Source organism: Aquimarina rubra, assembly GCF_042684305.1.
Classification (GTDB): domain Bacteria; phylum Bacteroidota; class Bacteroidia; order Flavobacteriales; family Flavobacteriaceae; genus Aquimarina; species Aquimarina rubra.
In genome coordinates, this window is record NZ_JBHULE010000008.1 from 600432 (window position 1) to 623485 (window position 23054).

General features: G+C 31.5%; 22 protein-coding genes. 9 read left to right on the forward strand and 13 right to left on the reverse strand.

The genetic code is table 11. The annotated features are described in order from the left end of the window. Positions 1-14 precede the first annotated feature (14 nt). Together ACFSR1_RS06930 and ACFSR1_RS06935 are read right to left on the reverse strand one after the other, a co-directional pair. Entirely contained in the window at positions 15-1565 is a 1551-nt protein-coding gene (locus ACFSR1_RS06930) for a DEAD/DEAH box helicase (protein ID WP_378290961.1), read from the reverse strand. A 129-nt stretch (positions 1566-1694) separates the two neighbouring features. Continuing rightward, positions 1695-2687 carry a YceI family protein gene (locus tag ACFSR1_RS06935; RefSeq protein ID WP_378290963.1) on the reverse strand — a complete coding sequence of 331 codons (993 nt, stop codon included), beginning with the start codon at positions 2685-2687 and terminating at the stop codon, positions 1695-1697. Positions 2688-2817: 130 nt separating this feature from the next. On the opposite strand from ACFSR1_RS06935, the gene ACFSR1_RS06940 reads away from it, so the two are divergent. Continuing rightward, a complete protein-coding gene (locus ACFSR1_RS06940) occupies positions 2818-3696 on the forward strand; it encodes a winged helix-turn-helix domain-containing protein (protein WP_378290965.1) in 879 nt (292 codons plus the stop codon). Between the two features lie 93 nt (positions 3697-3789). Here the strand turns inward: ACFSR1_RS06940 and ACFSR1_RS06945 are convergent, their stop codons facing one another. Together ACFSR1_RS06945 and ACFSR1_RS06950 are read right to left on the reverse strand one after the other, a co-directional pair. Next, a complete protein-coding gene (locus tag ACFSR1_RS06945; protein WP_378290967.1) occupies positions 3790-5970 on the reverse strand; it encodes a TonB-dependent receptor in 2181 nt (726 codons plus the stop codon). A gap of 159 nt (positions 5971-6129) precedes the next feature. Next, positions 6130-6780 (reverse strand): class I SAM-dependent methyltransferase, encoded by a 651-nt coding sequence (locus tag ACFSR1_RS06950; RefSeq protein ID WP_378290968.1) that lies wholly within the window; start codon positions 6778-6780, stop codon positions 6130-6132. A gap of 195 nt (positions 6781-6975) precedes the next feature. Between ACFSR1_RS06950 and ACFSR1_RS06955 the strand changes: the two genes are divergently transcribed. Then, positions 6976-8346 (forward strand): glycoside hydrolase family 113, encoded by a 1371-nt coding sequence (locus tag ACFSR1_RS06955; protein ID WP_378290970.1) that lies wholly within the window; start codon positions 6976-6978, stop codon positions 8344-8346. Here ACFSR1_RS06955 and ACFSR1_RS06960 read toward each other — a convergent pair. Further along, on the reverse strand, positions 8343-10088 hold the full coding sequence (locus ACFSR1_RS06960; protein WP_378290972.1) for a hypothetical protein: 1746 nt from the start codon (positions 10086-10088) through the stop codon (positions 8343-8345). The two genes, ACFSR1_RS06955 and ACFSR1_RS06960, sit on opposite strands and share 4 nt — an antisense overlap. A 345-nt stretch (positions 10089-10433) precedes the next feature. On the opposite strand from ACFSR1_RS06960, the gene ACFSR1_RS06965 reads away from it, so the two are divergent. Both ACFSR1_RS06965 and ACFSR1_RS06970 read left to right on the forward strand, forming a co-directional pair. Further along, entirely contained in the window at positions 10434-10862 is a 429-nt protein-coding gene (locus ACFSR1_RS06965; RefSeq protein WP_378290974.1) for an SRPBCC family protein, read from the forward strand. Beyond that, positions 10852-11175 (forward strand): ArsR/SmtB family transcription factor, encoded by a 324-nt coding sequence (locus tag ACFSR1_RS06970; protein WP_378290976.1) that lies wholly within the window; start codon positions 10852-10854, stop codon positions 11173-11175. Before ACFSR1_RS06965 ends, ACFSR1_RS06970 begins: the two co-directional genes overlap by 11 nt. 18 nt (positions 11176-11193) lie before the next feature. Here ACFSR1_RS06970 and ACFSR1_RS06975 read toward each other — a convergent pair whose 3' ends face one another. The 4 genes from ACFSR1_RS06975 to ACFSR1_RS06990 all read right to left on the reverse strand — a co-directional run bounded on the left by ACFSR1_RS06975 (position 11194) and on the right by ACFSR1_RS06990 (position 13756). Continuing rightward, a complete protein-coding gene (locus ACFSR1_RS06975) occupies positions 11194-11496 on the reverse strand; it encodes a Dabb family protein (RefSeq protein ID WP_378290978.1) in 303 nt (100 codons plus the stop codon). A 256-nt stretch (positions 11497-11752) separates the two neighbouring features. Continuing rightward, entirely contained in the window at positions 11753-12364 is a 612-nt protein-coding gene (locus ACFSR1_RS06980; protein WP_378290980.1) for a hypothetical protein, read from the reverse strand. A 6-nt stretch (positions 12365-12370) separates the two neighbouring features. Continuing rightward, positions 12371-12856, reverse strand: a complete 486-nt coding sequence (locus ACFSR1_RS06985; protein WP_378290982.1) for an RNA polymerase sigma factor — start codon at positions 12854-12856, stop codon at positions 12371-12373. Between the two features lie 255 nt (positions 12857-13111). Beyond that, positions 13112-13756 (reverse strand): hypothetical protein, encoded by a 645-nt coding sequence (locus ACFSR1_RS06990; protein WP_378290984.1) that lies wholly within the window; start codon positions 13754-13756, stop codon positions 13112-13114. 198 nt (positions 13757-13954) lie between these two features. On the opposite strand from ACFSR1_RS06990, the gene ACFSR1_RS06995 reads away from it, so the two are divergent. After that, complete coding sequence (locus ACFSR1_RS06995; RefSeq protein ID WP_378290986.1) at positions 13955-15184, forward strand: response regulator; 1230 nt, start codon at positions 13955-13957, stop codon at positions 15182-15184. Positions 15185-15187: 3 nt separating this feature from the next. On the opposite strand, the gene ACFSR1_RS07000 is transcribed toward ACFSR1_RS06995, so the two are convergent. After that, on the reverse strand, positions 15188-16165 hold the full coding sequence (locus ACFSR1_RS07000) for a peptidoglycan DD-metalloendopeptidase family protein (RefSeq protein ID WP_378290988.1): 978 nt from the start codon (positions 16163-16165) through the stop codon (positions 15188-15190). 334 nt (positions 16166-16499) lie between these two features. On the opposite strand from ACFSR1_RS07000, the gene ACFSR1_RS07005 reads away from it, so the two are divergent. Beyond that, positions 16500-17333, forward strand: a complete 834-nt coding sequence (locus tag ACFSR1_RS07005) for a flagellar motor protein MotB (protein WP_378290989.1) — start codon at positions 16500-16502, stop codon at positions 17331-17333. Between the two features lie 71 nt (positions 17334-17404). On the opposite strand, the gene ACFSR1_RS07010 is transcribed toward ACFSR1_RS07005, so the two are convergent. After that, positions 17405-18463 (reverse strand): MJ1255/VC2487 family glycosyltransferase, encoded by a 1059-nt coding sequence (locus tag ACFSR1_RS07010; protein ID WP_378290991.1) that lies wholly within the window; start codon positions 18461-18463, stop codon positions 17405-17407. 26 nt (positions 18464-18489) lie between these two features. Beyond that, positions 18490-18720, reverse strand: coding sequence for a hypothetical protein (locus tag ACFSR1_RS07015; protein WP_378290993.1), 231 nt, complete (start codon positions 18718-18720; stop codon positions 18490-18492). Between the two features lie 196 nt (positions 18721-18916). Here ACFSR1_RS07015 and ACFSR1_RS07020 point away from each other — a divergent pair, with 196 nt between their 5' ends. The 3 genes from ACFSR1_RS07020 (at position 18917) to ACFSR1_RS07030 (ending at position 21043) form a co-directional block, all read left to right on the forward strand. Then, positions 18917-19363, forward strand: coding sequence for a hypothetical protein (locus tag ACFSR1_RS07020; RefSeq protein ID WP_378290995.1), 447 nt, complete (start codon positions 18917-18919; stop codon positions 19361-19363). A gap of 317 nt (positions 19364-19680) precedes the next feature. Beyond that, entirely contained in the window at positions 19681-20517 is an 837-nt protein-coding gene (locus ACFSR1_RS07025) for a M57 family metalloprotease (RefSeq protein ID WP_378290997.1), read from the forward strand. A gap of 118 nt (positions 20518-20635) precedes the next feature. Then, positions 20636-21043 (forward strand): DUF2541 family protein, encoded by a 408-nt coding sequence (locus ACFSR1_RS07030; protein ID WP_378290999.1) that lies wholly within the window; start codon positions 20636-20638, stop codon positions 21041-21043. Between the two features lie 98 nt (positions 21044-21141). Here the strand turns inward: ACFSR1_RS07030 and ACFSR1_RS07035 are convergent, their stop codons facing one another. Beyond that, the gene (locus ACFSR1_RS07035; RefSeq protein WP_378291000.1) at positions 21142-22356 is read right to left on the reverse strand and encodes a class I SAM-dependent rRNA methyltransferase; all 1215 of its coding nucleotides are present in this window, start codon (positions 22354-22356) and stop codon (positions 21142-21144) included. Between the last annotated feature and the right edge of the window lie 698 nt (positions 22357-23054).

Consider the following 23054-nt stretch of genomic DNA (forward strand, 5'->3'; position numbering starts at 1 on the left):
ACAATGAAAAGGTTTTATTCTGGTGGTCTTCCGTGAATTTCTTCGAATTTGGTATCAAAATTCTCTCTTAGATATGCATTCAATTTTTTTCGGTAATCGTCTTTTAACCAGGATAAAAAATTGTGTGTACTCCTACTTATACATTTGGCATAGCTTTGTATTCTATGATCTATATCCTCACCTAACATTTTAGCTAAAGCAATTGCATCATACACATCTTCGCTATTCTCTATACAAATTTTTGCGTGTTGTGCGATAGATCTTTCTAATACCACTTTAGAAGACTCACCTTTTCTAACTGAATCTTTATAAGTTTCTTTAATATCAAAATACACTTCTTCAGAATTAGCAAACTCTGCTCTTAATTCTTCTGGCATTTCATGCCTGAATTTGCTTTCAATCTCCTCATCATTAAGGAGTTTGTCCATATAATAATCTGGTGAATTAAATATTTTTTGCCAATCCAGATCTGCTCCCCAAGGTCCAAATCGATGATAATTATTTCCTAAATCAATAACATTGAACTTAGATTTATTATTAAGAATACGCGAACCACGACCAATCATCTGGTAATACAAAGTCAATGATTTTGTAGCTCTATTTAAAATAATTGTATCTACAGTAGGTTCATCAAACCCTGTTGTTAAAATACTAACAGAGGTTAAAATAGCATCCGGAGTTTCTTTAAACCATTTAAGAATCTGTTTTCTTTGTTTTTTGGTAGCTGTGTTATCCAAGTGCGCTATCGGATATCCAGCAGATCTAAAAGTATCATACACATGTAGTGAAGTGTTGATACCATTATTAAATATTAATGTTTTCTTACCTTTAGAATGCTTTTCATATGACTGAAGCAGCTGACTCAGCATATTACTATTGGTATATAAATCCTCCGAAGATTTCACCGTATAGTCTCCATTAGATCCTACTTCCAGAGAAGTTAATCCCATATTATATGCAAATACCTCTGCACGCGCTAAAAACTCATTCTCGATAAGAGATTCGATAGTTTCACCAACGATCAACTCATCATAATTATCTTTCATCGGTAACTTTGAGTTAGAACTCAGCGGTGTAGCTGTAACTCCCAGAATAAAGGACTTTTCGAAAAACTTAAATAACTTAGTAAATGAATTGTAGTGTGCCTCATCAATGATAACTAAACCTATATCAGATATATCTAATTTATCTTCATTCAACCTATTATTTAAGGTTTCTACCATTGCTACAAAACAACTATACTTATCCTGATCATCAAGATTTGCTTTGCTATCTACCACTTTATTATCTACACCGAATCCTGTAAGCATATTAGATGTTTGCTTACATAATTCTATTCGATGTGTCATCACTAATACTTTTCTATTGTGATGTTTAAGGTATTGTCTTACGATTTCAGAAAATATAACCGTTTTACCTCCACCAGTTGGTAATTGATACAAAAGGTGATAATCTTCTCTAGCATCTTCAAAACTTTTAAAAATTTTATTGATGGCTCCTTTCTGGTAACTATATAAATCCTTGCCTGTTTTTGTTTCTTGTAATTCTGTTGTGAGCTCCGACATATTTTCTGATTTCTAGGGCTGCAAAACTACTGCCTTTTGTGCGTTTTTGCAGAATTTTTATCATAAAAAATATCATTTATTTTTTCACATCCAGTTATTTAACAAATAAATATGTTAATTTCAGTAACATTATTCTGTATAAATAGTTACTTCAAAATGTATCTCATCAGAGATCAAATTGTCACCAAAATTACCAAATAAACTACCTGATTGATAAAACATATTCCATCTGGTCCTATCAATTATAAACTTTGACACAAAAGTTATACTGTCATTATTGTGTGTAATCACTGCATTAAATTCTATAGGTTCTTTTATTTCTTTTATAGTTAAATCAGCTGTAACGGACAGATTAGAATCATCTGTATATTTCACATCTGTGATAGAAAGTTTAGCAAAAGGGTATCTATCTGTTTCAAAAAAATCAGCATTCTTTAAATGATCTACCAATGACTCACTATATTCACCGTCAGTATTTCTTATTGAATTCATATCGATAACAAATTCACCGCCGATAATCTTATTCTCTTTTTCAAAAAATTGACCGCTATGAAAGGTAACAGTTCCATAATGCCCACCAGTATGCAGTTTGTTAAAGCCTTCCCATCTAAGTTTACTGTTTTCTTTATCTATTCTTAAAACTTTACTACCATTTGGCTTGGACATTTTTTCTTCTTGTACGATGTCTATCAATTCTATATCATAAAGCAATGTAGAATCTGGATGTGGAAATGTTATATTGCCTGTTCTTTTACTTAATGATGGAGGAACGATTAACTTTCTTATCTCTCCAACTTTCATTCCTTGTAACCCTTCATCAACACCCTTAATCACTTGGTTTCCTCCTACTAAGATTTTAAGAGGACTTGTTCTATTTCTGGAAGTATACACCAAAGAATCATTTGTGTATTTTGTAGTTTCATGAATAAGGACTTCTTGTCCTTTTACAACCATTGGACCGGAACCAACTTTTAGTATTTTATACTGAAGACCAGATTCAGTGGTTATGAAATCTGTCTTGCCTGAACAACCAAAAAACATCATGATTATGACTACACCTACAGGTATTTTAATTCTATTAGTGATTAGTTTTTTAAATCGGATTCTCACATTAATTTTCATCAATTTTCTCTTTTTTAATTTTACTTAAAACGAAAATAACTCGGAGTCTATCCAACTACACTAAATCAATTGTAAAAAAGTGTATCGCAATTGTAAAATTTCCGTTATTTGTAAAAAGTGAAGCTTTTCTATGAAAAACAAAGTCAAAATATTAGCAACTGTAATTGTCTTATTGGCAGGTATTTTGTCAATTCATAGTTTTTCTTCGAAAGAAGTTTCGTTTTATCCTGAAAAAATAAAGGTCGCGTTAAGAATTGTCGGGAATAAGTTATTATTAAAAAATAATGATACTACCTCGCTTGTTTTACCGATAAAAGAAATAGATAACAACACTTTTGAATTGTCTTTTCAAAAAGAAATATTTATCAATCCCGAAGTTCTCGTAGAGGTTATTGATACTGAACTTAAAAAAGCAGGTCTATCTGAAAATTATATTACAGAATTAGTTAATTGTAAAACGAATGAGGTGTCTTATAGTTATGAAATATTAGGCCCTCTTCAGGAAAATGAGATTCCATGTTTAGGTAGAGATTTTCCTAAAAGTTGTTATTCGATTAAAGTAATCATGCTAAAAGAAGATGTATCTTCCTTATATAGCACCTTAGGTAATCCTTATACACTTGCTTTAGTTGCACTATTTATTCTCCTATTAACGGGAACAAATTTATTTAAAAAGAAATCAGAAAAAAACACTTCAGAAATTACTTCTTATCATATCCAACTCGGAACACTTTGTTTTTACCCTGATCAACTAAAATTAAGCAAAGATCAGAATGAAATTTCTTTAACCATTAAAGAAAGTGAGCTTCTCACAATTTTTGCACAACATCCTAATCAAATCGTAAAAAGAGAACAACTGATAAAACAGGTTTGGGAAGATCAAGGAGTTATTGTTGGAAGAAGTCTCGATATGTTCATTTCAAAATTACGTAAAAAACTAGGAAAAGATTCTGGGGTAAAAATTACAAATGTTCATGGTGTTGGTTATAGATTGGAGGTAAGCAGCTAAAATTAAGTTGCAATAAGAATTGTGAAAATTAATTATAAATTACTGATTACTAGATTTTCTAAAATAAAACAACAGTTATTATAATTATATAGGTTAATGATGTTCTTTTTGTCCAAAAGGTTTTATAATAATACCAGCACTAAAAATAAAACCATCAGTTGGTGCATAAATCTCTGGAAACGTAGGATCGTTATTTGGAGGTAAAACTAATGGCGAAAACCTGCTTTGTCTTCGATCCGTGAAATTTTCGAAATTTACAAAGATCGTTCCCCAACTAAAATTACGCATTCCTAATAATCCCATGGTTATAAAATCTGTAGTTTCTGTTCCGTTAGAAAGCAATTGTTTTCCGGTATAATAAGTTTCATAACCAATACGCCATTTTTCATTTTCATACATCACCACACTTCCTGCATTATGTCTTGCCGTTAATGGCTTTTGGGGATTACCATCGAGATAGTTTAAACGTGTATCAATAAATGCATAATTAAGAAACCATCTAAAATCTTTATATGTAAATTTGATATTGGTTTCTGCTCCCTTGCTAACAATATCGTCTTGTGCATTTTCGAATTCAAAAAATCCATTATTAGCATCCGTTAATAGCAGGCCTTTCTGAATTGCTGTGATATAAAACAATTGGTTTATAGAAAAACCAATTTCATCGGTAAGATGAGTCTCATAGTTAAAATCAAGATTTACACCATATGAACGTTCTGCATCCAATGCATCCTTATCGATACCAAGTACGTTGTTAAAATTGATGAATTCTGCCTCTTCTGTAAAAATATCCGGAATCTTATATCCTAAGCCTCCTCCTATTCTGCTTGAAAATGAATTATTTGATTTATAAAGCAATGAAATCTTAGGTAAGGGAAAGAAACCCCAATCTTTAGCATAATCCGCTCTAAAACCAGTCTCTAATATCCAGTTCTCAGAAAAATCATAAATATTATTAACAAATAACCCTGTAGTGATATCGTTCTGATCTCGTTCCAAACCACTAGATTGTTCATCAAAATCGATGGTATATAAATTTGCTCCTAAAATCCAATCGGACCTTTCTCCTCGTTTATGATAAGCTACTTCTGTAAATGAATTGAACTGATCCCCATTAAAATTTATATTCGGAACAGTTAAATTCCTCTCAAAATAAGCAAAACTGTTCTTTATATTTAAAGATCGTGCGGCATCTATTTCTGTCGTATATACAGCCTGTGTACTAATACGTTTGGATATGTTCTCTTCTGTGTAAAGGGTGATATTTGCGGTATTTTCAATTCCGCTTATATCTCCACCTATTCTATCCTCGTAGGTTCCGTTGACACCAAACCAAAAGGTAGTCTCATCAGAAGGATAGTAAAACAATTTTGGGTTGATCGATACAGATTTTGTTCTTGGTAAATTGCTAAATCCGTCATCTTCTGGATCATATTCTTTTTGGTAATGTCCTGATCCGTACAAGGTAATCCCTAATTTACCATAACGCTCACTGTAAAAAACATTCGCGGTGGTTCCCAAAGCGTGGGTTTGGGTAAGCATTATATCTAAATCCGATTCTTCCTCTGGTGTTTTTGAGATCATATTTACTAATCCTGCAATGGCACCACCACCGTAAAGTGTAGAAGAACTTCCTTTTATAATTTCAAATTGTTTCAAATCCACCGGTGGAATCTGTAAAATACTCAAACCACTAGAAAATCCACCATATAATGGAAAACCATCTCTTAGTAATTGTGTATAGCGTCCATCCAATCCTTGAATTCTAATGTTAGAGTTCGCACTACTTAAAGATGTTTGCTGCATTTGTATACCCGTGCTTTCTCTTAAAACCATGGAAATATTGGTAGCATTCATGGCATTTTTTTCTCCTAACTCTTCTGCTCCAATAAACTCGATTCTGGTAGGGATTCTTTTTATCGTTCGGGTACTTCGATTTGACTGTAGAATTACTTCTTCTAAAGCTTCTCCATCTTCTTTTAGCTTTATCACCAATATTTCTGAATATGGAATTTCTACGGTCTTTTCTATAGATTCAAAACCCATAAATGATATATTAACATTATAGCTACCATTAGGGATATTATCAATTGTTGCCATACCATCAATATCTGTAACACCTCCTTTATCTATTTCTTGTATATAAATAGTTGCTCCAATAAGTGGTTCATTATTTGATTCTGAAAGTACTTTTACGTTTAGTGTATTTGTTTGCGCACTAGCATATGCACATATTGATATAGAGAGCAGTATGCTCCATATTATTTTTTTCATTCTGAATTTGTATTATGGAAATATGCTGATGAAAAGTTATATTTTATTAACAAATATAAATGAATTAAGATGTCTAGAACCAGAAAATTCTGCTAATTGAAGATATACTTCTACTGAATTTAAGGAGATTTACTTCTTCCTAAGGAAATCCAGGAATAATCACTGTTTCTTACCAACTAAAATCCATATCCGCTTATCTTCTTCCTTTTTCCACCTACCAAAGTCTTTGCTTTCGCTTTTAATCTTAAATCCAGCTGCTTCTAATTCTTCTTTTACATAATGTAACGCTAATGTATGGGCCTCCTTTTGCTCTTCTCTGGATTTATTGAGCATATGTTGCTTAAATTTTTCTATAAGTACAATATTTCCTCCAGATTTAAGAGCTTTCTTCACATGAGCTAATATTTTCTTATAATCATCCATTTCGTGATATGTATCCAAAATAACGACTACGTCTAATGAGTTTTCCGGTAATTTAGGATTATCATAATCTCCTAGGATTGTACGCACGTTTTTTACATTTCTATCTATAAGATGCTCCTCCAATTTTTCTAATCTATCTTTTCTAACATCTACCGCAAAAACTTTTCCGGATGCTCCGACCGCCTTAGCCATATGAATTGATAAATATCCTTCGTGACAACCAATATCAGCAACTTTATTACCTGATTTTATTTCTGCTATCTCAAAGATCTTCGAGACATTCATCCAGGTATCTCGTTCCTTCCAATCGTTCTCTTTATATTGAGCTTGACTAAAGAAAACTCCTAGTAAAATTAATAATGCCAGCAATTTGTTCTGTAATTCCATACATTTTCCATTTTTATAATTAATCCTGATAATGTGATGGTTAGAGAGTTTAAAATACAGTTTAAATAAGCCTTGGGTATACATTTTATGAAAAATTTAAATATTCTTTACATTTAAAAAGTGATATTCATTTAAATTCTAGGTAAGATTACATGGTATTCTTCTTTCAAACTATTATCATAATTAACTAAATCCATGAAAAAGGAACTATTTACGGCACTAAGTGTATATATATTTACCTGGTTAATGAGTCTGGTTCTTTTTATAATCGGCGGAGTTAGTAACGGTATTACTTTTTATGAATCTATCAAATATTTTGGCGAGGCATCAAAGGGACTCAACTTCCAAATCGCACTTCATGTTTTGTTTATTATATTATATTTTCTCTTTTTAATTTTTAGATACTTTATAAGAGTACAAAAAAAGAAAGGTTTTAAAGTAATGATAAAGAATTTCTCGCTCAGATTATTTACTCCGGCATTGGTTCTATTTGGTATATTTAAAATTATTATTGCGAAAAACAGTTCAGAAAACTTCGAATATGATTGGATTCCTTCCATCGAAAATAATAGTGGTATTGCTAAAGAATTATATGAGACTGACGGGAAACATCGCGGTATGACAGTATTTGGATGGAATTACAATAACAATCATGAAGTAGCGATTGATGACATCATACGATCTAATATAGAATGGGTGGCAGTAGTTCCTTTTATGGATCAAGAAGATGAGAAAACATTGACCATGAGAATTCCCAAAAATCTTGGTCAATGGTCAAAAAGGGATAGTTTGCATATAAAAACTATAACAAACCTGAAAGCAAAGAATATACGTATCATGCTCAAACCTCACCTTTGGTTGGGCACCGGATGGAGGTCTAATATTACCCACTCATCAACCTCTGATTGGGATATCTGGTTCGAATCGTATCGTATGAATATGATTCACTATGCAAAAATGGCTGCTAAAACAGATGTAGCGTTATTTTGTATTGGAACGGAGCTAAACAGTTCTATAGTCCAACAACCGGAACGATGGAAATCCCTTATTAAAGAAATTAAAACTATTTATAAAGGAAAACTAACCTATGCGGCCAATTGGGATGGAGAATACGAATTCATAGACTTTTGGAATGAATTGGATTATATTGGTATCCAAGCTTACTTTCCTTTAACAGAGTCATCAAACCCTGATATAAGTGCCATAAAAAAAGGTTGGAACATTCATGTAAATTTACTGGAATCATTATCAAAAAAGCATAATAAACAGATCCTATTTACAGAAATAGGTTATAAAAGCGAAGCTTCAGCCACGATTAAACCATGGGAATGGGGTTCTGCTCTGAGTATATTATCTAAACAGAAATCTGATAAGACACAGCAAATTGCATATCAAGCTCTTTATGAAACGTTTTGGGATAAAGATTGGTTTGCAGGAACGTATATTTGGCAATGGAATACGCAATCGAAAAAGGAAAATGCTTCTACAAATCTGGATTTTTCACCCAGATACAAACCTGCAGAGAATACTATTGCCAAATGGTATGCTACCAGTAGTTGTGATTAATTGCGTGATAAAAATACCGCAGGATTATCACGCGCGATAATATCAAACTCTTCTACCGTAAGATTACCCGTAGTGGTAGCCACCAGATTCTTTTCTGCAGAATGATTTCGAACTACATAAAAATCTGTCCCAAATAACACTTTCTTTCCTAATTTATCGTGATTAATAGTCTGTCTTAATAATGGAAAAATTTGTTCATCATGAAGTATATAACTAATATCAGCATACACATTATCATGCTGTAGCATAATACTACAGATAATCGAATACCAATCAACATATTTCCAACAATCCTGAAGTTTTTTCCAACTGAACTTTTTATTAGCCGTATACAAAAAATCAATGCCCATTTCGGGTTCTTTGATCAATTCATTACTGTATCCATATCGATCCAATTCCAAATATTTATTCCATTGATCTTCACCTCCAAAATGTGCAAAACAAATTTTTAAATGAGATAAATTATATTTTAATTCGGTGTTAAGGTCGGTATATCCAAAAAGGTTTCTGATCTCTTCACCACATTGACTGACTAATATTCTCAATAACTCTTCTTTTAGGAGTATTAAATAATTTAATGGATGTGTAAAGTTTAATGAAAAGTCTTTGTTCTTACCTTGTGGTAGTAATAATGATTCATAAATCTCATTTTTTAGATTTACAACTTCTTTAAACACCGGATGTGCCTCCCATTCTTTTTTCTTAGTCCCTCTATAAAAAATAGTCCCCTTGATACAATGAGTCATTATTGGTATCCCATTATCTGCTGCATATTTCCATAAGGGTAATAAAGCTTCATCAAATGGATAATATCCTAGTGCCGGATAAATTTTAAACCCTTCAAACTTCTTTTCTTCTATATATTGTTTAATGAAACAATCTAGCAGGGTTACTTTTCCATTTTCAGAAGTATATTTTAGATGATCCTTTTCTTCTTTAATTCTTCTAGGTTCGGCAAACACAAATGGTAGAAACGCATCTTTATTAGAGCTACTTTCTTTAATCGCTGCCAATTCTTCCATTTGGTATCGGTAAGAATTCTCGGGTTTTAATTTACCGGCGCCCATATATTCCATATCCATTGGCAATACAATAAATTTGGTTCCTGGAGCGTATTGCTCTTTCATTGACGAAAAAATTTTACTTTGATTTTTATACAAAGTAAATCGCCCTAATAATAAATATCTTTCTAACAAATCCTTTGTCATTTTACCGGGAAGAATTGAGAAAAATTTTACTGTTTTTCTGAGAATAAACAGAATAAGATTTCGGCCACTCTTGAAAAAACTAAATAATATAACAGTCAGAAGAATTTGTAAATATACATTATGAATAGGAAATAACATTGTATGATCTATCAACCAAGTCTGAAGCTTGATAATATATCCTATTATTTCGTTTTGTTCGGGATTGAAAACAAGTGACAACCATCTAAATATAATAAAAAAGACATGAACGGTCAGCACCATTCCTACTAATGACAAAATGCTAGAAAACAATTTGTTTCTTCTAAGTTTAATGGCTTTAACCACTCTTTTCCTTCTTTTCTCTACGTACGGATCCTGAAATTTTTTACCACTGCTACGAACACTTCTCTTATAAAACTTCAAAATCCAAGCAGTATTTAGTAAATAGCTTAATGGCCAGGGAACAAAAGTTTTTGCAAGATATGGTGGTACGTGTTCTCCTCTAAAAATATGAGTATGACAATTTATTACCGGTTTCTTATTTGGCAAAGACATATGGTTGATGGTTTGGTTATTTACAAATTATAACTAAAATCATACTAAAGAAAAGACCTCAGTACATAGTTCTATCTAATCTAGACGAAAGAATACTATGTACAGAAATCACACTTTCTTTATTAAAACTAAAAATCTGGGGAATAAACTGACGATTGTAAAGCATTAAATTAATGAGAAATAACGATTAAAAAAAATTCTAGTAGTTGTTTTTACCACTTCCACTCCAAAGTATGTTAAATTATAAATCAACAAGAAAAGCAACCAAATAGTTGCATTTATTAATAGTATTAATTAAATTAGCAACCGTTAAGTTGCATTTTAAAATTTTAAAAACCTAATCCAATGAAAGATTCAATCATTAAAGAACAAATTTTTAAGCATTCGATAGATAAAATCTGGAATGCTATTTCTAGACAAGAAGAAATATCTAGCTGGTTTATCCCGGCAGATTTTAAAGCAGAAGTTGGTTACAAATATACTTTTAACTCACCTGACGAAGAAAACTGTAGCCAAATCACAGGAACGATAAAACAAGCTCATCCATATACGTTAGAATATACTTGGATTGTGGCAAATACGGATGTGGAAACTACCGTTACTTGGAAATTAGAAAAAGTAGAAGAAGGCACTAAATTATATTTAGAACATTCTGGTATTGCTAATTATCCCGGAGAAACAGCGGTTACTATGTTTAATAGTTTTCATGGTGGATGGGATAATTGTATTCACGAACTTTCTGGTTATTTAAAACAAGCAGTGCATGCAGGATAGAATCACTAAAATACTGAAGGCAGTTGCAGACCCAACAAGACGCGAAATATTTCATGCATTGGTTGTAGCTGCCACCGCATTACCTATCACTCAGATATCGAGTCAATTTGATATGAGTCGCCAAGGTATTACCAAACACCTAAAAACTCTGGAAGAAGCCGGTTTAGTACAAATAAATTCTAAAGGGCGAGAACGATTTTGTTTTGCCGATACTAAACCTCTAAAAGAAATAAATCAATGGTTGCAATTCTATGAGCAATTCTGGGATGACTCCCTTAGCAATTTAGAATCTTATCTGGATTCTAATGTATAAGAGTCATCATAAGAGATTTCAATCTATACCAACAGCATCATATATCTGTACTTTATTCCACAAAGGAGAAGCCTCTTTAATAAACAAAAGATGTGCTTCTTCTTTTTGATATAAATCCTGTTCCTCTCTAGAGGAAAAGGTTACAACAATTGCATAAGTATAAGAGTTGTCTACCACTTCCCTATCCGTACCCGCCGGATTTCCTACAAAATTGGTTTTTGCATATTTTGATGTCTTGAGAAATTTATCTAGAGATTCTTCAAAAAGCTTTCTGTCGTCTTGGTTATCAGGATTATTGAGCCAGATGTAAACTATATGCACAAAGTTTTTATCAAAAACTTGTTGATCACTTTTACAGGAATAGAAAGTAAGACTAAAAAAGAGTAGAAAAAAAAAGGTTTTGCACACTTTTTTAAAGTTTTTATGATAGTTCATTTTATGTGAAATTGGTTACTTTTTAAAGGTACAAAAACATCCTATTTTTCTCATAGTGGTAATATCCGTGATGAGTTAAAAAAAAGAAGCCCAAAACTTTTAATAAAGTTCCGAGCTTTATTTTTCTATAATAAATTGAATACTATTCTTCTGTTTGTAAATCCTTTAATATATTTTCGGCTTCATTTATATTTTTTCCGTAGCATTTTTTAACCCATTTGGTAAAAAACACGAAAAATGTAATTCCTAAAGGAATGAAAATAATCAGAGGCCAAATATTCTTTACGCCTGTAAACATATCCTTACCACCGATAATTTTAGATGTTACAGGTAATATCAAAAAGATTAATAAAAAGCTTAAATAATAGGAAATCTTCTGAAGTGATTGAAATTGCTTTTTACTTTTGGTGTACTTTATCAAAGTATCCTTATAACTGTTTGTGTAAAAATCAATTCCGCTCATTTTATTGATCGATCGTAATGATAGCACCGGTAAAACCAAGAGTATAACCGCTGATGAAATGCCTAATATTATATTATACCAAGTTTCTAATGTAGAAATATTAGCAAAAATTAATATCGCCATGCTAAAGCAAATAATTGTACCAAATATTTCCGGATAAGCAATTTTATTCCATTTTTTCCTATACTGTTCTTGTGTCATCATAATAATCATTTTATCAGTTAATTTTTTTTGTTTTTCTAATTGGCCACTTATCTCAGACCATACTGTTTGCATTTCTTCTAATTCCATAGCCACCTATTTTTTTATTTGAGTTTTCAATTTTTGCTTAATTCTGGATATTCTCGTTCCTACATTTGATGCTGTTAAACCGGTAATTAATGCTATTTCTTCATATTTTTTTCCTTCTAAAAGCAATAGAATCAGACCTTTCTCCAAATCATTCAGCATTTTTATATGCGCATATAAAATCTTTAATTTCTCTTCGAACTCGGTATTATAATTTTCGGTTTGTTTCAATACGACCTGATCGATCCCAACTCTATTACCATTCCTTTTCTCTTTTTTTAATCTCGTAATTGCCGTATTCAAAGCAACCCGATACATCCAGGTACTTACTTTAGCATCTCCTCTGAAACTGTCATAAGCTTTCCATAATTGATACACGATCTCTTGATATAGATCTTGTTGATCTTCTGATCTATCTGTGTATACAGTAGTTATTTTAAAAATAACACCTTCATTATCCTTTATAATTCGAGTAAACTCCTCTTCTTTACTCATATGAGCTTGTTTTTTCTTATTAGTATCTAGTACATTCAAAAAATCACAAAATATTTTAAAAAATTAATTTAAAGCTATGAATTAAAATACCAAACATCCCATAAACATTAGGGGATTTCGGATAATCATAATACATTAAAAAAATAAGGAAAGACGTAAAGCAAATTAAAAACGTATCTTTTAAGAGGAAAGCAAGAAGAGAAACTAGTATAAGATTAGAAATTTTACCAAAAAAAGTATTAACAACAAAAAGAATTATTCTTTTACTACGATAATGGTAGCTTTTACTCCGGTAGTCAAATTCCATTCATTAGCTGTAATGACATTTCCTTGGTCATCGTGTAATTGAAACTCTGCAGTATTAGGACCTGAAGTACCCTGATTAAGAGCTTGTATATCTATTTTATTAAATCCTTTTACAAGATCTATTTTAAAACCCTGAAAAATTGCATCCAAATAGACTTCGGATCTAATCACATCATCATTTATATAAATCCTAACCAAATCCCCATCCACAGATTGATGATCTCTGTAAACAAGGTATACATATTCAGAATTACTTTTGAAATCTCCAAGATACTGATCGGATTTATACTCTTCTTTAACTTCTTTATCTTTTTGGAAATATTTAGGCACTACCTTGAAATTTGGTCGTAACAAACCATTGTTACCGGTCATGTCAAAAGGTTTCTGAGTTCTGTTAAATCGAATAGAATCCTCTAAACTACTATATAAAGTAAAATTATTTTTCGGCTTGGTTAAACCCGGAGAAAGACTGTATTTACTGGTTTTTAAATCACTATTGTTGTCGATTTTTAAAGAAGATAAAGGTTTTTCTATTTGTGCATTCATAGAAATGACAAAAAAAACTAAAAATATCGATACAACGTTTGATTTCATCTTCATTACTCCTTAATCGGATCTAGAGGGTAAAGATAACTAATCCCTCACTTTTTCTCATAATTGAATATCAAAAACTCGACCAAACTAGGGATTTCATAAAATAATATCACAAAAATTTGAATTTAATAAAAAAACACCCTTCCAAACTTGTAAGATAAATCCGATATATCTTATTTTGCTTTAAAATTATTTCAAATGATTTATAATATCATCGGAATTGCATTCGTCTTCATTGTGATTTTTTTAGGGTACCGCTGTTTTGTGTTAAGTAAAAATATTAAACATAAGAACAATGAATTGAATACTCTATTAAATACTACTGAGCAAAAAGTTCAAAGCAATCAAGAATTTATTTCATCTCTTAGTCAGGAATTAAGAACACCTTTATATGGAATTATGGGGTTAACAAATATTCTTGTAGATGAGCATCCCGAATTGAAAAATAATAAGAACCTTAAATCATTGAAATTCTCTGGGGATTATTTATTAACATTGATTAACAACGTATTACAGATCAATGTTTTAGAATCTGAGGAAATCGTACTCGATAAAAAGCCCTTTAACCTAAAAGAACTAACTCAAAACATCATAAATTCTTTTAGTTATGCAATTGAAAATAGTGGTAATTCTTTAGAATTAGACTTTGACGATGAGGTTCCTGAAGCACTACAAGGGAATCCTGCTATTTTGTCTCAGATAGTAATGAACTTAATTAGTAATGCATTAAGATTTACCAGAAATGGAAACGTTATTTTTTCTGTGCATCTAATCAATAAAAAAGGAAATATCAACAACATTTCGTTTAAAGTTGCTCACGATGGAAATGAAGTTTCTGAGGAAGACGAAAAATCTATCTACCAAGAATTTATTGGTATTGAAAACGTAAAAAAGTCATACTTAGGAACAAGTTTAAACTCCACAATTGTAAAGAAACTTGCTAAATCCTTAGAGGGAGAAATTATCCTTCAAAATAATTCTCAATCAGGATCTGAATATGCTTTTGTTGTTGATCTGGAAACAGTTAGCGAGACAGGTGATACTATAACTGAAACAATAGGAAGCGAAAAGCGAAAGGCTTTAGTAGTAGATGACAACAAATTAAACTTATTAGTTGCTGATAAAATCCTTTCTAAAGAAAATTTCGTTTGCACTACCATAGATAATGGGTTTGACGCTATAGAATTAGCCAGAGATAATTCTTACGATATTATTCTTATGGATATCAATATGCCCAAACTTAATGGTATTGGAACTACAAAAAGAATACGAGAGTTTGATGATAAAACACCAATTATTGCTTTAACCGCTGTAGATGTTACTCAATTAAACCGACAGATCATTAGAGCAGGATTAAATGACTATATATTAAAACCTTACGACAAGAATGTTTTATTAGAAATGATACATAAATACGTACAAAATTGACAATTAGTAAATTACTATTTCCTGTCCGACATTCAAAACAGAGTTATATTGTATGGCGTTAATTTTACATATCTCAGAAACCCCTATAGCATGTTTCCTTGCAATTCCGTGTAACGTATCCCCTTTCTTAACAACATAGATACTTTTTGTTGGATTATTATTGATAGCTTTTGCTTCTTCAATATTTGTCTGAACTACAATTTTACTTTTTCTAGTGGATCTATGTGACCGTGGAGTCATCCATTTTTTGGTCACAACAATATCATTGGATCTCACTTTGGTTTCTTGTGTAAACTCAAATAGATACTCAGGATGAATACTTTTACCGCGATATCTTACCTCCAGGTGTAAATGACTTCCTCTGGCATTACCAGATACTCCTCCTTTGCCAATAATCTGGCCTTTCTCGACAATATCATTTTCCTTTACTAAATATTTGGAAAGGTGTGCATAAACGGTCTCTAATCCATTATCATGACGTATAACTACAGTTTTCCCATGCCCTCCGTGACGTCTTGTATAACGTACTTTTCCACCCAACAAGGCTTTTACATTATCTCCCGTTTTTAAGTCAATATCGATTCCCTGATGTGGTCTACCTCTTCTCCATCCATATCTGGAAGTAACCACCATCTTATGATCTACCGGAGAAGCAAATACATCATCTTCAAAATGCAAAGGAATGGGATAGGTTACACTCTTTTTCCAATAAGTATTAAATACTGTATTACTCCAATTCTCTTCATAAACAGTACTGAAATCTTGTTTTACTAATTCTTCTTGAGGATCTGCTTTTTCCAGAATAACTTGGTAGTTGACCTTATATATTGGCAAATTCGTAATAGAACCGTCTAGGACTATGGTTTTATAATCCAATAATACTTTTTCTTCATTATGATCTAACTCTTGTGTAAATACCTTTACAAATGAAGCACAAACTAGAATTCCCAACAAAACCAGCTTTCTAATATTCAAAAACATGAATCTTTAATTTTTTTTAAATGAAGTAATTCTAATTCAGAGCTTTTGTTTTGTAATAAGACGATATAATTTTTATATCGTTACAATAATAAAAGGTATTGGGTTTTGTATAAAAGTTTTGAATCATAATCAAAAAATCTAAAAAATTATTAATCAGTTTGTTAGCAAAAACAAAAGGATAAATTTACCGTAAAAATATTACGGTATGCTAATTTTTAACAATTTTTTTTAACAATTTTTAAGAATTTGATGTGAAAAGTTTAGTAGGTGAAATTATAATAAAACCCACAACAATTAGTTTTACATAGCATATAAAAAGATTAATTAAATAACCATGAAAAATGTATTCACACTAATCGTACTATCCGGGGCTTTGATGACTACCTCTTGTGTATCTAAGAAGAAGTACCTTGCCCTAGAAGAGGATTTAAACAATACTCGTAGTACGTTACAGAAAACCACTGTAGAAAAAGAAGAATTAGAATCTAAATTTGCAAAAATCGAGGCAAGAGTAGCCGATTATAATGCAAAAATCAACTCTCTAAGAGATTCTAATGATGAGAAAATGGTAATGGTAGATAACCTTGCTGTAATTTCTAACAACACCAAAGAGAAGATGAAAGAAACACTGGCTCAGGTAGACCCTGAAAAGCTTCAAGGAGCCAGAACACTTGAGGATTCTATGAATCTTGCAGTTTCTCATAATCTAAAGAGTTCTTTGGACGATAGTTTAAAGGAGGATGAAGATATCTCTATCGATATTGACAATACTGTAGTAATGATTTCAATATCTGATAAAATGTTGTTTAATAGCGGAAGTTACAGAGTAAGTAACAAAGCTAATGATGTTTTAAACAAACTAGCTCAGGTAATTAATTCTGAACCTAGTCTTGATGTAATGATCGAAGGACATACGGACCCAAGAACTATTAGTACTCCCGCACTTGAAGATAATTGGGATTTGAGTGTTAAAAGAGCAACTTCGATCACAAGATTATTACAAAACAAGTATAACGTAGACCCTTCTAAACTAATAGCTTCAGGAAGAAGTAGTTACCAACCATTAGTTGAGAATGATTCTGAAGAAAATATGGCGATCAACAGACGTACAAGAATTGTATTACTACCTAATTTAGATAAATTCTTTGCGATGCTATCTTCAAATTAAGAGCAAACAATTTCAGAGAAAAAGGGATGAGCATTTACATATACTCATCCCTTTTCTTTTGGTATAATATTTTATTTCTCATCATATTCCTTCAGCTTTTCATCTAGTACTATAAATAGCTTGTCGTTATCTTTCTGGTCATATTGGTTTATCTTATTTTGAAATTCTGAAAGATCCAACAAAAATGATTTTATTCCATCCGATGCAAAGTCGTTAAGCATTTTGCCATATCCGAGTTTTTGTATATAAGCTCCATTTACATACTGCTCAAACTGATTCTTAATAGGAACCGTACATATAGGTTTTTTTAAGAATAAAGCTTCTGATATAAATGAATATCCACCATTAGCTAAAACAGCCTTAGCAGTCCTGAAGTTATCAATAAACTCAGTTTCACTAAATTTTTTCAGCATCACATTCCCGTGCTTTTCTTCTTTATTAAAACCATACAACAGAAAATTCTCGTTAGAAATACTGTTTAAAAGGTCAATCATTCTTTCTTGACTGCAAGAAGATTGATAAATCAGTATATGATTTCCTGCTTCTGGTTTGGCTTCCAAAATCTCTTCTCTAATTATAGGTGGAATCAAAATGCTATTCTTCTTACTAACCTCAATATTAAAAAAAGAAGAGATTAAGTATTGATTACAATTTGGAAGTTTTGCTTGGATTACAGCCTTTGCTATTTTATAATTTACTCTTTCTGACTCAGGTATTTCGATATCTAATTTACCTCTATCAATAATCTGCATATTATCTATACTAATTACTGGAAGTCTATGATATTTAGCATATAAATATGTGAAAGATTCAAAATCTGATATAACGATATCCGGCTCAAAACCATCTTGTAAATCTTTATATTTTTTGAAATTCGCAACTAAGTTTTCTGGTGCATTTTTTAAGATATCAATCGTAGTTTTTGACTTAGATACTACTCCATCCTTATAAGAAAACTGAAAACCTTTTATCTGATGTGTTTGATTTGGAAATCTATTTTTTAAAAACAGATAGGCTCTATCACTAGACACGATTCTAACATCATGGTTTTTTACTAAATGTGTTAGAATTACTTTGGCTCTGGTAGCGTGCCCCATTCCTTCTCCCGGAACTCCGTATAATATTTTCAAACTATGTATTACAATTTATAACAAGCTTAACCAATATAAGTATTTACGCTAGTCGTTAATTTACAAGAATTATGAAGCATCTTCTTAAACTTCAAAGCAAGATGCTCATCGTTAAACTTCATTGCTTCACTTATACTCTGAGATAAAACTAATTCTCCTATAAGGTATTCTACAAAATAAGTTTGATCTTCAGTTAACAATACATATTCTGTCATATTGATTCTCGTTTTAGAACCTTTAAGATTATTTCTCTTCAATTTTTAAAATATCAGGCTCTAGTATTATCAAGATCAAATTTAACTTTTACGATAGTTACTTTTATGTATACACCTTGCGGGTTATCAAATTCTTATTCACAATCTCTCCCAAAGAAATTATAAAGCGAAAACAAAACAAATAAATCTCATAAAATTTTTGTAACTTATTAATGTTCAAAACATAAATCACTCCATCATGAAAATATTTGTATTGATTCTACTCGGCTTATTTTCTACTACTACAATTTATAATACCAATACACCTCCTCCTATTGATGTTCATAATCTAGAAGGAGTATGGGATTTACAGTTCCAATTATTATATGATAATAACCAGGTGTCTGATACTATTTTTAACACGAACGGATATCGTCAGGTAAAAATATATAGTAAAGGAAAAGTGATGTGGACTCGGTTTGATCCTGCCGATAGTAATGAATGGTTTGGTTATGGATCGTATTCAATTAAAGGTAATCTGTTGGAAGAAAGATTAGAATACGCATCTGGACCTATGATGAAAATAGTAGATACAACTCAGGTATTCAAATTTGAACTGGTAATGGATAAAGATTCCTATCAACAAATTGCAGTAGACGAAACAGGACAATACTCGCAATCCGAAAACTATATCAGAATTGAATAATGAATGGCATAACCTTATCAATTACAATTATCTAGCGAAGAATACCGCATTAGTATATTAGATTATTTTCCTGTAATTTATAAATTAAAAAAAGGGGATTAACCCATTGATTAGGGTTGTACTCCCCTTTTTTATTATATCCTTTCAACTTACTTTTGAAAAGAGTCGAATGTATGGTTCCATACATTTATCATGTACCTATCCTAAATAGCTATTTCTTTTACACATTCATTTTTAATGTTTGTGGATGTAAATCTGTGTAAAAGAATTTCTGAGTAAAATAAGTATCATAATTAACCATAACTAAATATATTACAATGAAAAAAATTAAATTCTTAGCACTCAGTGCCACTGTGATGGTAATGCTCTTTTCTTGTCAAAAAAAGGAAATTACTGAAGAAACTCCACAAAACATTTACGAACCAACCAAGGAGCAACTCGATAAGCTGTATGACATGGGAATAAACATAGATGATGTTTCTATACAAGAAATTACTTATTTAGATGGAAAAACTTCGAAATATTTTGTTTCTGGTGACATTTTAGTTCCCGTTTCAGATTTAGATTCGTATCCCAAATTGAAATCATTGGATGATGGCAACAAACAATATCGACATGTAAATATTGTATCACCAGCTAACAGAAACATTGATATTCTTGGGTATACAGGTGGTAATCTTGGCTTAACTTCAAAAATGCAAACAGCGTTAAGCTGGGCAGTTAATAATTATAATGCATTACCAAATAGTCTTAATTTCAATCTTACTTTTGGTACAGATTATGTTCCCGCAGATATCGTCGTTTATAAGGTAAATAATGCGAATGGCGGCGGAAGCGCAGGCTTACCTAATGCTCAGGGAAAACCTTATAAATGGATACAAATCAATTCGGGAATGGATGCATTTAGTGTAAATGTAAATGAACATGTTATCGGCCACGAGATCGGTCACTGCTTAGGGTTGAGACATCAAGATTGGTACAATCGTCAAAGTTGCGGCTACTCAGGTCCTCTGCCCGCAGAATCTCCAGCTATTTGGATTCCGGGAACACCTTTTTCTGCATTTGCAGATTCCATAATGTTAGCTTGTTTTGGACCTAACGAAGATGGCGAGTTTACGGATACAGATAAAACCGCTTTGAATATACTCTACTAACAATAAAAATTAATCAAACCTATACAAAAAAGGTGTCTGAAAATTATAAAAATCACACATACAATTAAACCTTTTCATTTATATCAAGTCATACTACAAAACATTAAAATGTTGTACTATGAAAAATATAAGAACTCAAAAACTAGTATTACCATTCTTAATCGTAATTTTTTTAATCGGTAGTAGTTTTACCGCAAACATTGCGAAATGGGAACATCTAGGCTCCAGAACTGTAAACTATAAGATAGACCGTGATGTAATAAAAGTAACCGCTCGTGATGGGGTTTTTAAAAAATTAAAAATTAAGGTTACCAATGGTTCATTAAATATGCACAGAATAGTAGTACAATACGGTAATGGAGAGAAACAAGTAATACAAGTCAAAAAAAACTTTGCAAGAGGTAGCGCAACAAGAGTAATTGACCTAAAAGGTAATAAGCGAATCATAAGAGATATCACCTTTTTTTATGACACAAAAAATTTATCAAGAAAACGTGCAAAAGTTCATGTTTTTGGTAAACATTAAAAAAACAACAATATTAATCTGAGTCTAAATTGGTTGAAGTACTTCATATCTAAATTTATCCTAATTCAACCAAACTCAGATTCATTTTTTTATGATGTTTAACCTAATTGGTAATATCCACACTTTAAATAAGCTCCTTCTGGAAAAGTAACCGGGTGATCAATATCGTGATAAGTTTTATCTATAAGTGTAAAGCGCCTTCCGGAATTAGAAATATTTTCTTCACATATATCAAAAAACTCTTTTGCTAACACTCTTGATGAACAGGAAGCCAGCACCAACATACCATTTATATTTACTAATTGAGCACCAAGCTTGGCTAGTCTGGCATAACTATTTTTGGCTTTATTAATTTCACTTTCTCTTTTTGCAAAAGATGGTGGATCAATTACTACAATATCGAATTTCTTTTTACGGCGAATTAGGTCTTGTAAGCCCTCAAAAGCATCAGCAACCATAACTGTATGATTCCCGGAGTGTTCGTTTAATAAAGCGTTGTCTTTTGCCATTTCTAATGCTTGTCTACTTATATCTAAACTTGTGACCTCCTTCGCACCACCTGCTAGAGCGTGGATCGAGAATCCTCCTGCATAAGAGAATACATCCAATACGGTTTTTGCTTTAGAAAAATCCCCTACTCGTTTTCGATTGTGTCTATGATCCAGAAAATATCCGGTTTTATGTCCTTTGATTACGTTGGCAGAAAATAATACACTGTGTTCTCTAAATATAACAACTTCGTTTTCTAAATTTCCATAAATCACCTTTCCATCTTCCATTCCATATGTTTCTCCATCTGTTTGCAAAGATCTACTCAGTCGTACAACCACAGTTTTACATCCTGATTCTTCTATTAAATGAGGAACAATCCAATTTAGATATGGAAACCAAATATGGGAATACAATTTCATCACCAAGACCGTATCATACACATCTGCTATAAAACCTGGCATCTGATCATTTTCACCAAATAATAGTCTATAGCTATTTGTATCTGTTTCTAACAAAGGTTTTCTTATCATAAAAGCCTGATGAATTCTATTACCAAACCATTCTTTATTTATCTGAGCTGCTTTTTTGAACTGAATAATTTTAATTCTGATAGGAGAATATGGATCATATAATCCAATAGCTAATATGCTATTCTTCTTATGATCGTATATAATAGCCAAATCTCCGGCATTTCCTTTGGCATTTTGCTTAGCGATACTATTTTCAAAAACCCAGGGATGTCCCCGCTTTACCATCTTTTCTGCAGCAGGCTTCAGCTTTATTGCCAATCGTTGGATATTGATATCAGTAATTATATTCATAGCATGCAAGAATAACAATATTTTTCAGGTTTTAAGAAGATATTATACACAAAAAAAAAACGGGATTGTCTTTACAATCCCGTTTCACCAATACTTTTGTAGAGTTTTTACTTATTATTGAAGGTACTTATAAACCTTTAAATAAGTAAAACATCTAATCTTAGATTTAAGAGTTTTTCGTGTGTAATATATTTGTTGGTCAATCAAAACACGATTTTCTAACAAAGTCTGGCTTGTTTGTTAAAAATACTACAATTTAATCACTTAGACTTGCGTATAAACCTCAAAATAAGTACAATAAAATGATTGATTTAGGCTTTTAAAATAAGAAAAGCGCCCATCCCAAGAAGTATCAGGATACACGCTCTAAAAAAGTATTGTTCGAACTTGTAATTATTAGTAAAGTAAATCCCGTTTTTTGATTGTCTGTTAAATAGAAGTACTTTTCTTTAAAAAGCATTGATCCCAAGATGTATCAGGATAAACCCTCTTTTCAGCACTTATTCAACTTTCGTTTATCTGGTAAAAGATTTCGTTGATTTCTCTACTGTTTACATCTATATGACGAGCATCGATAAAATTTGTTACACTTTTATTTTATTTTTTTAAAATTGTTTTCTAAAAACGTCAAAACCCATTATAAACAATGGGTTTTGGAGATTGATTATCTAAGAAAATATCAGTATTATTTTCAGACT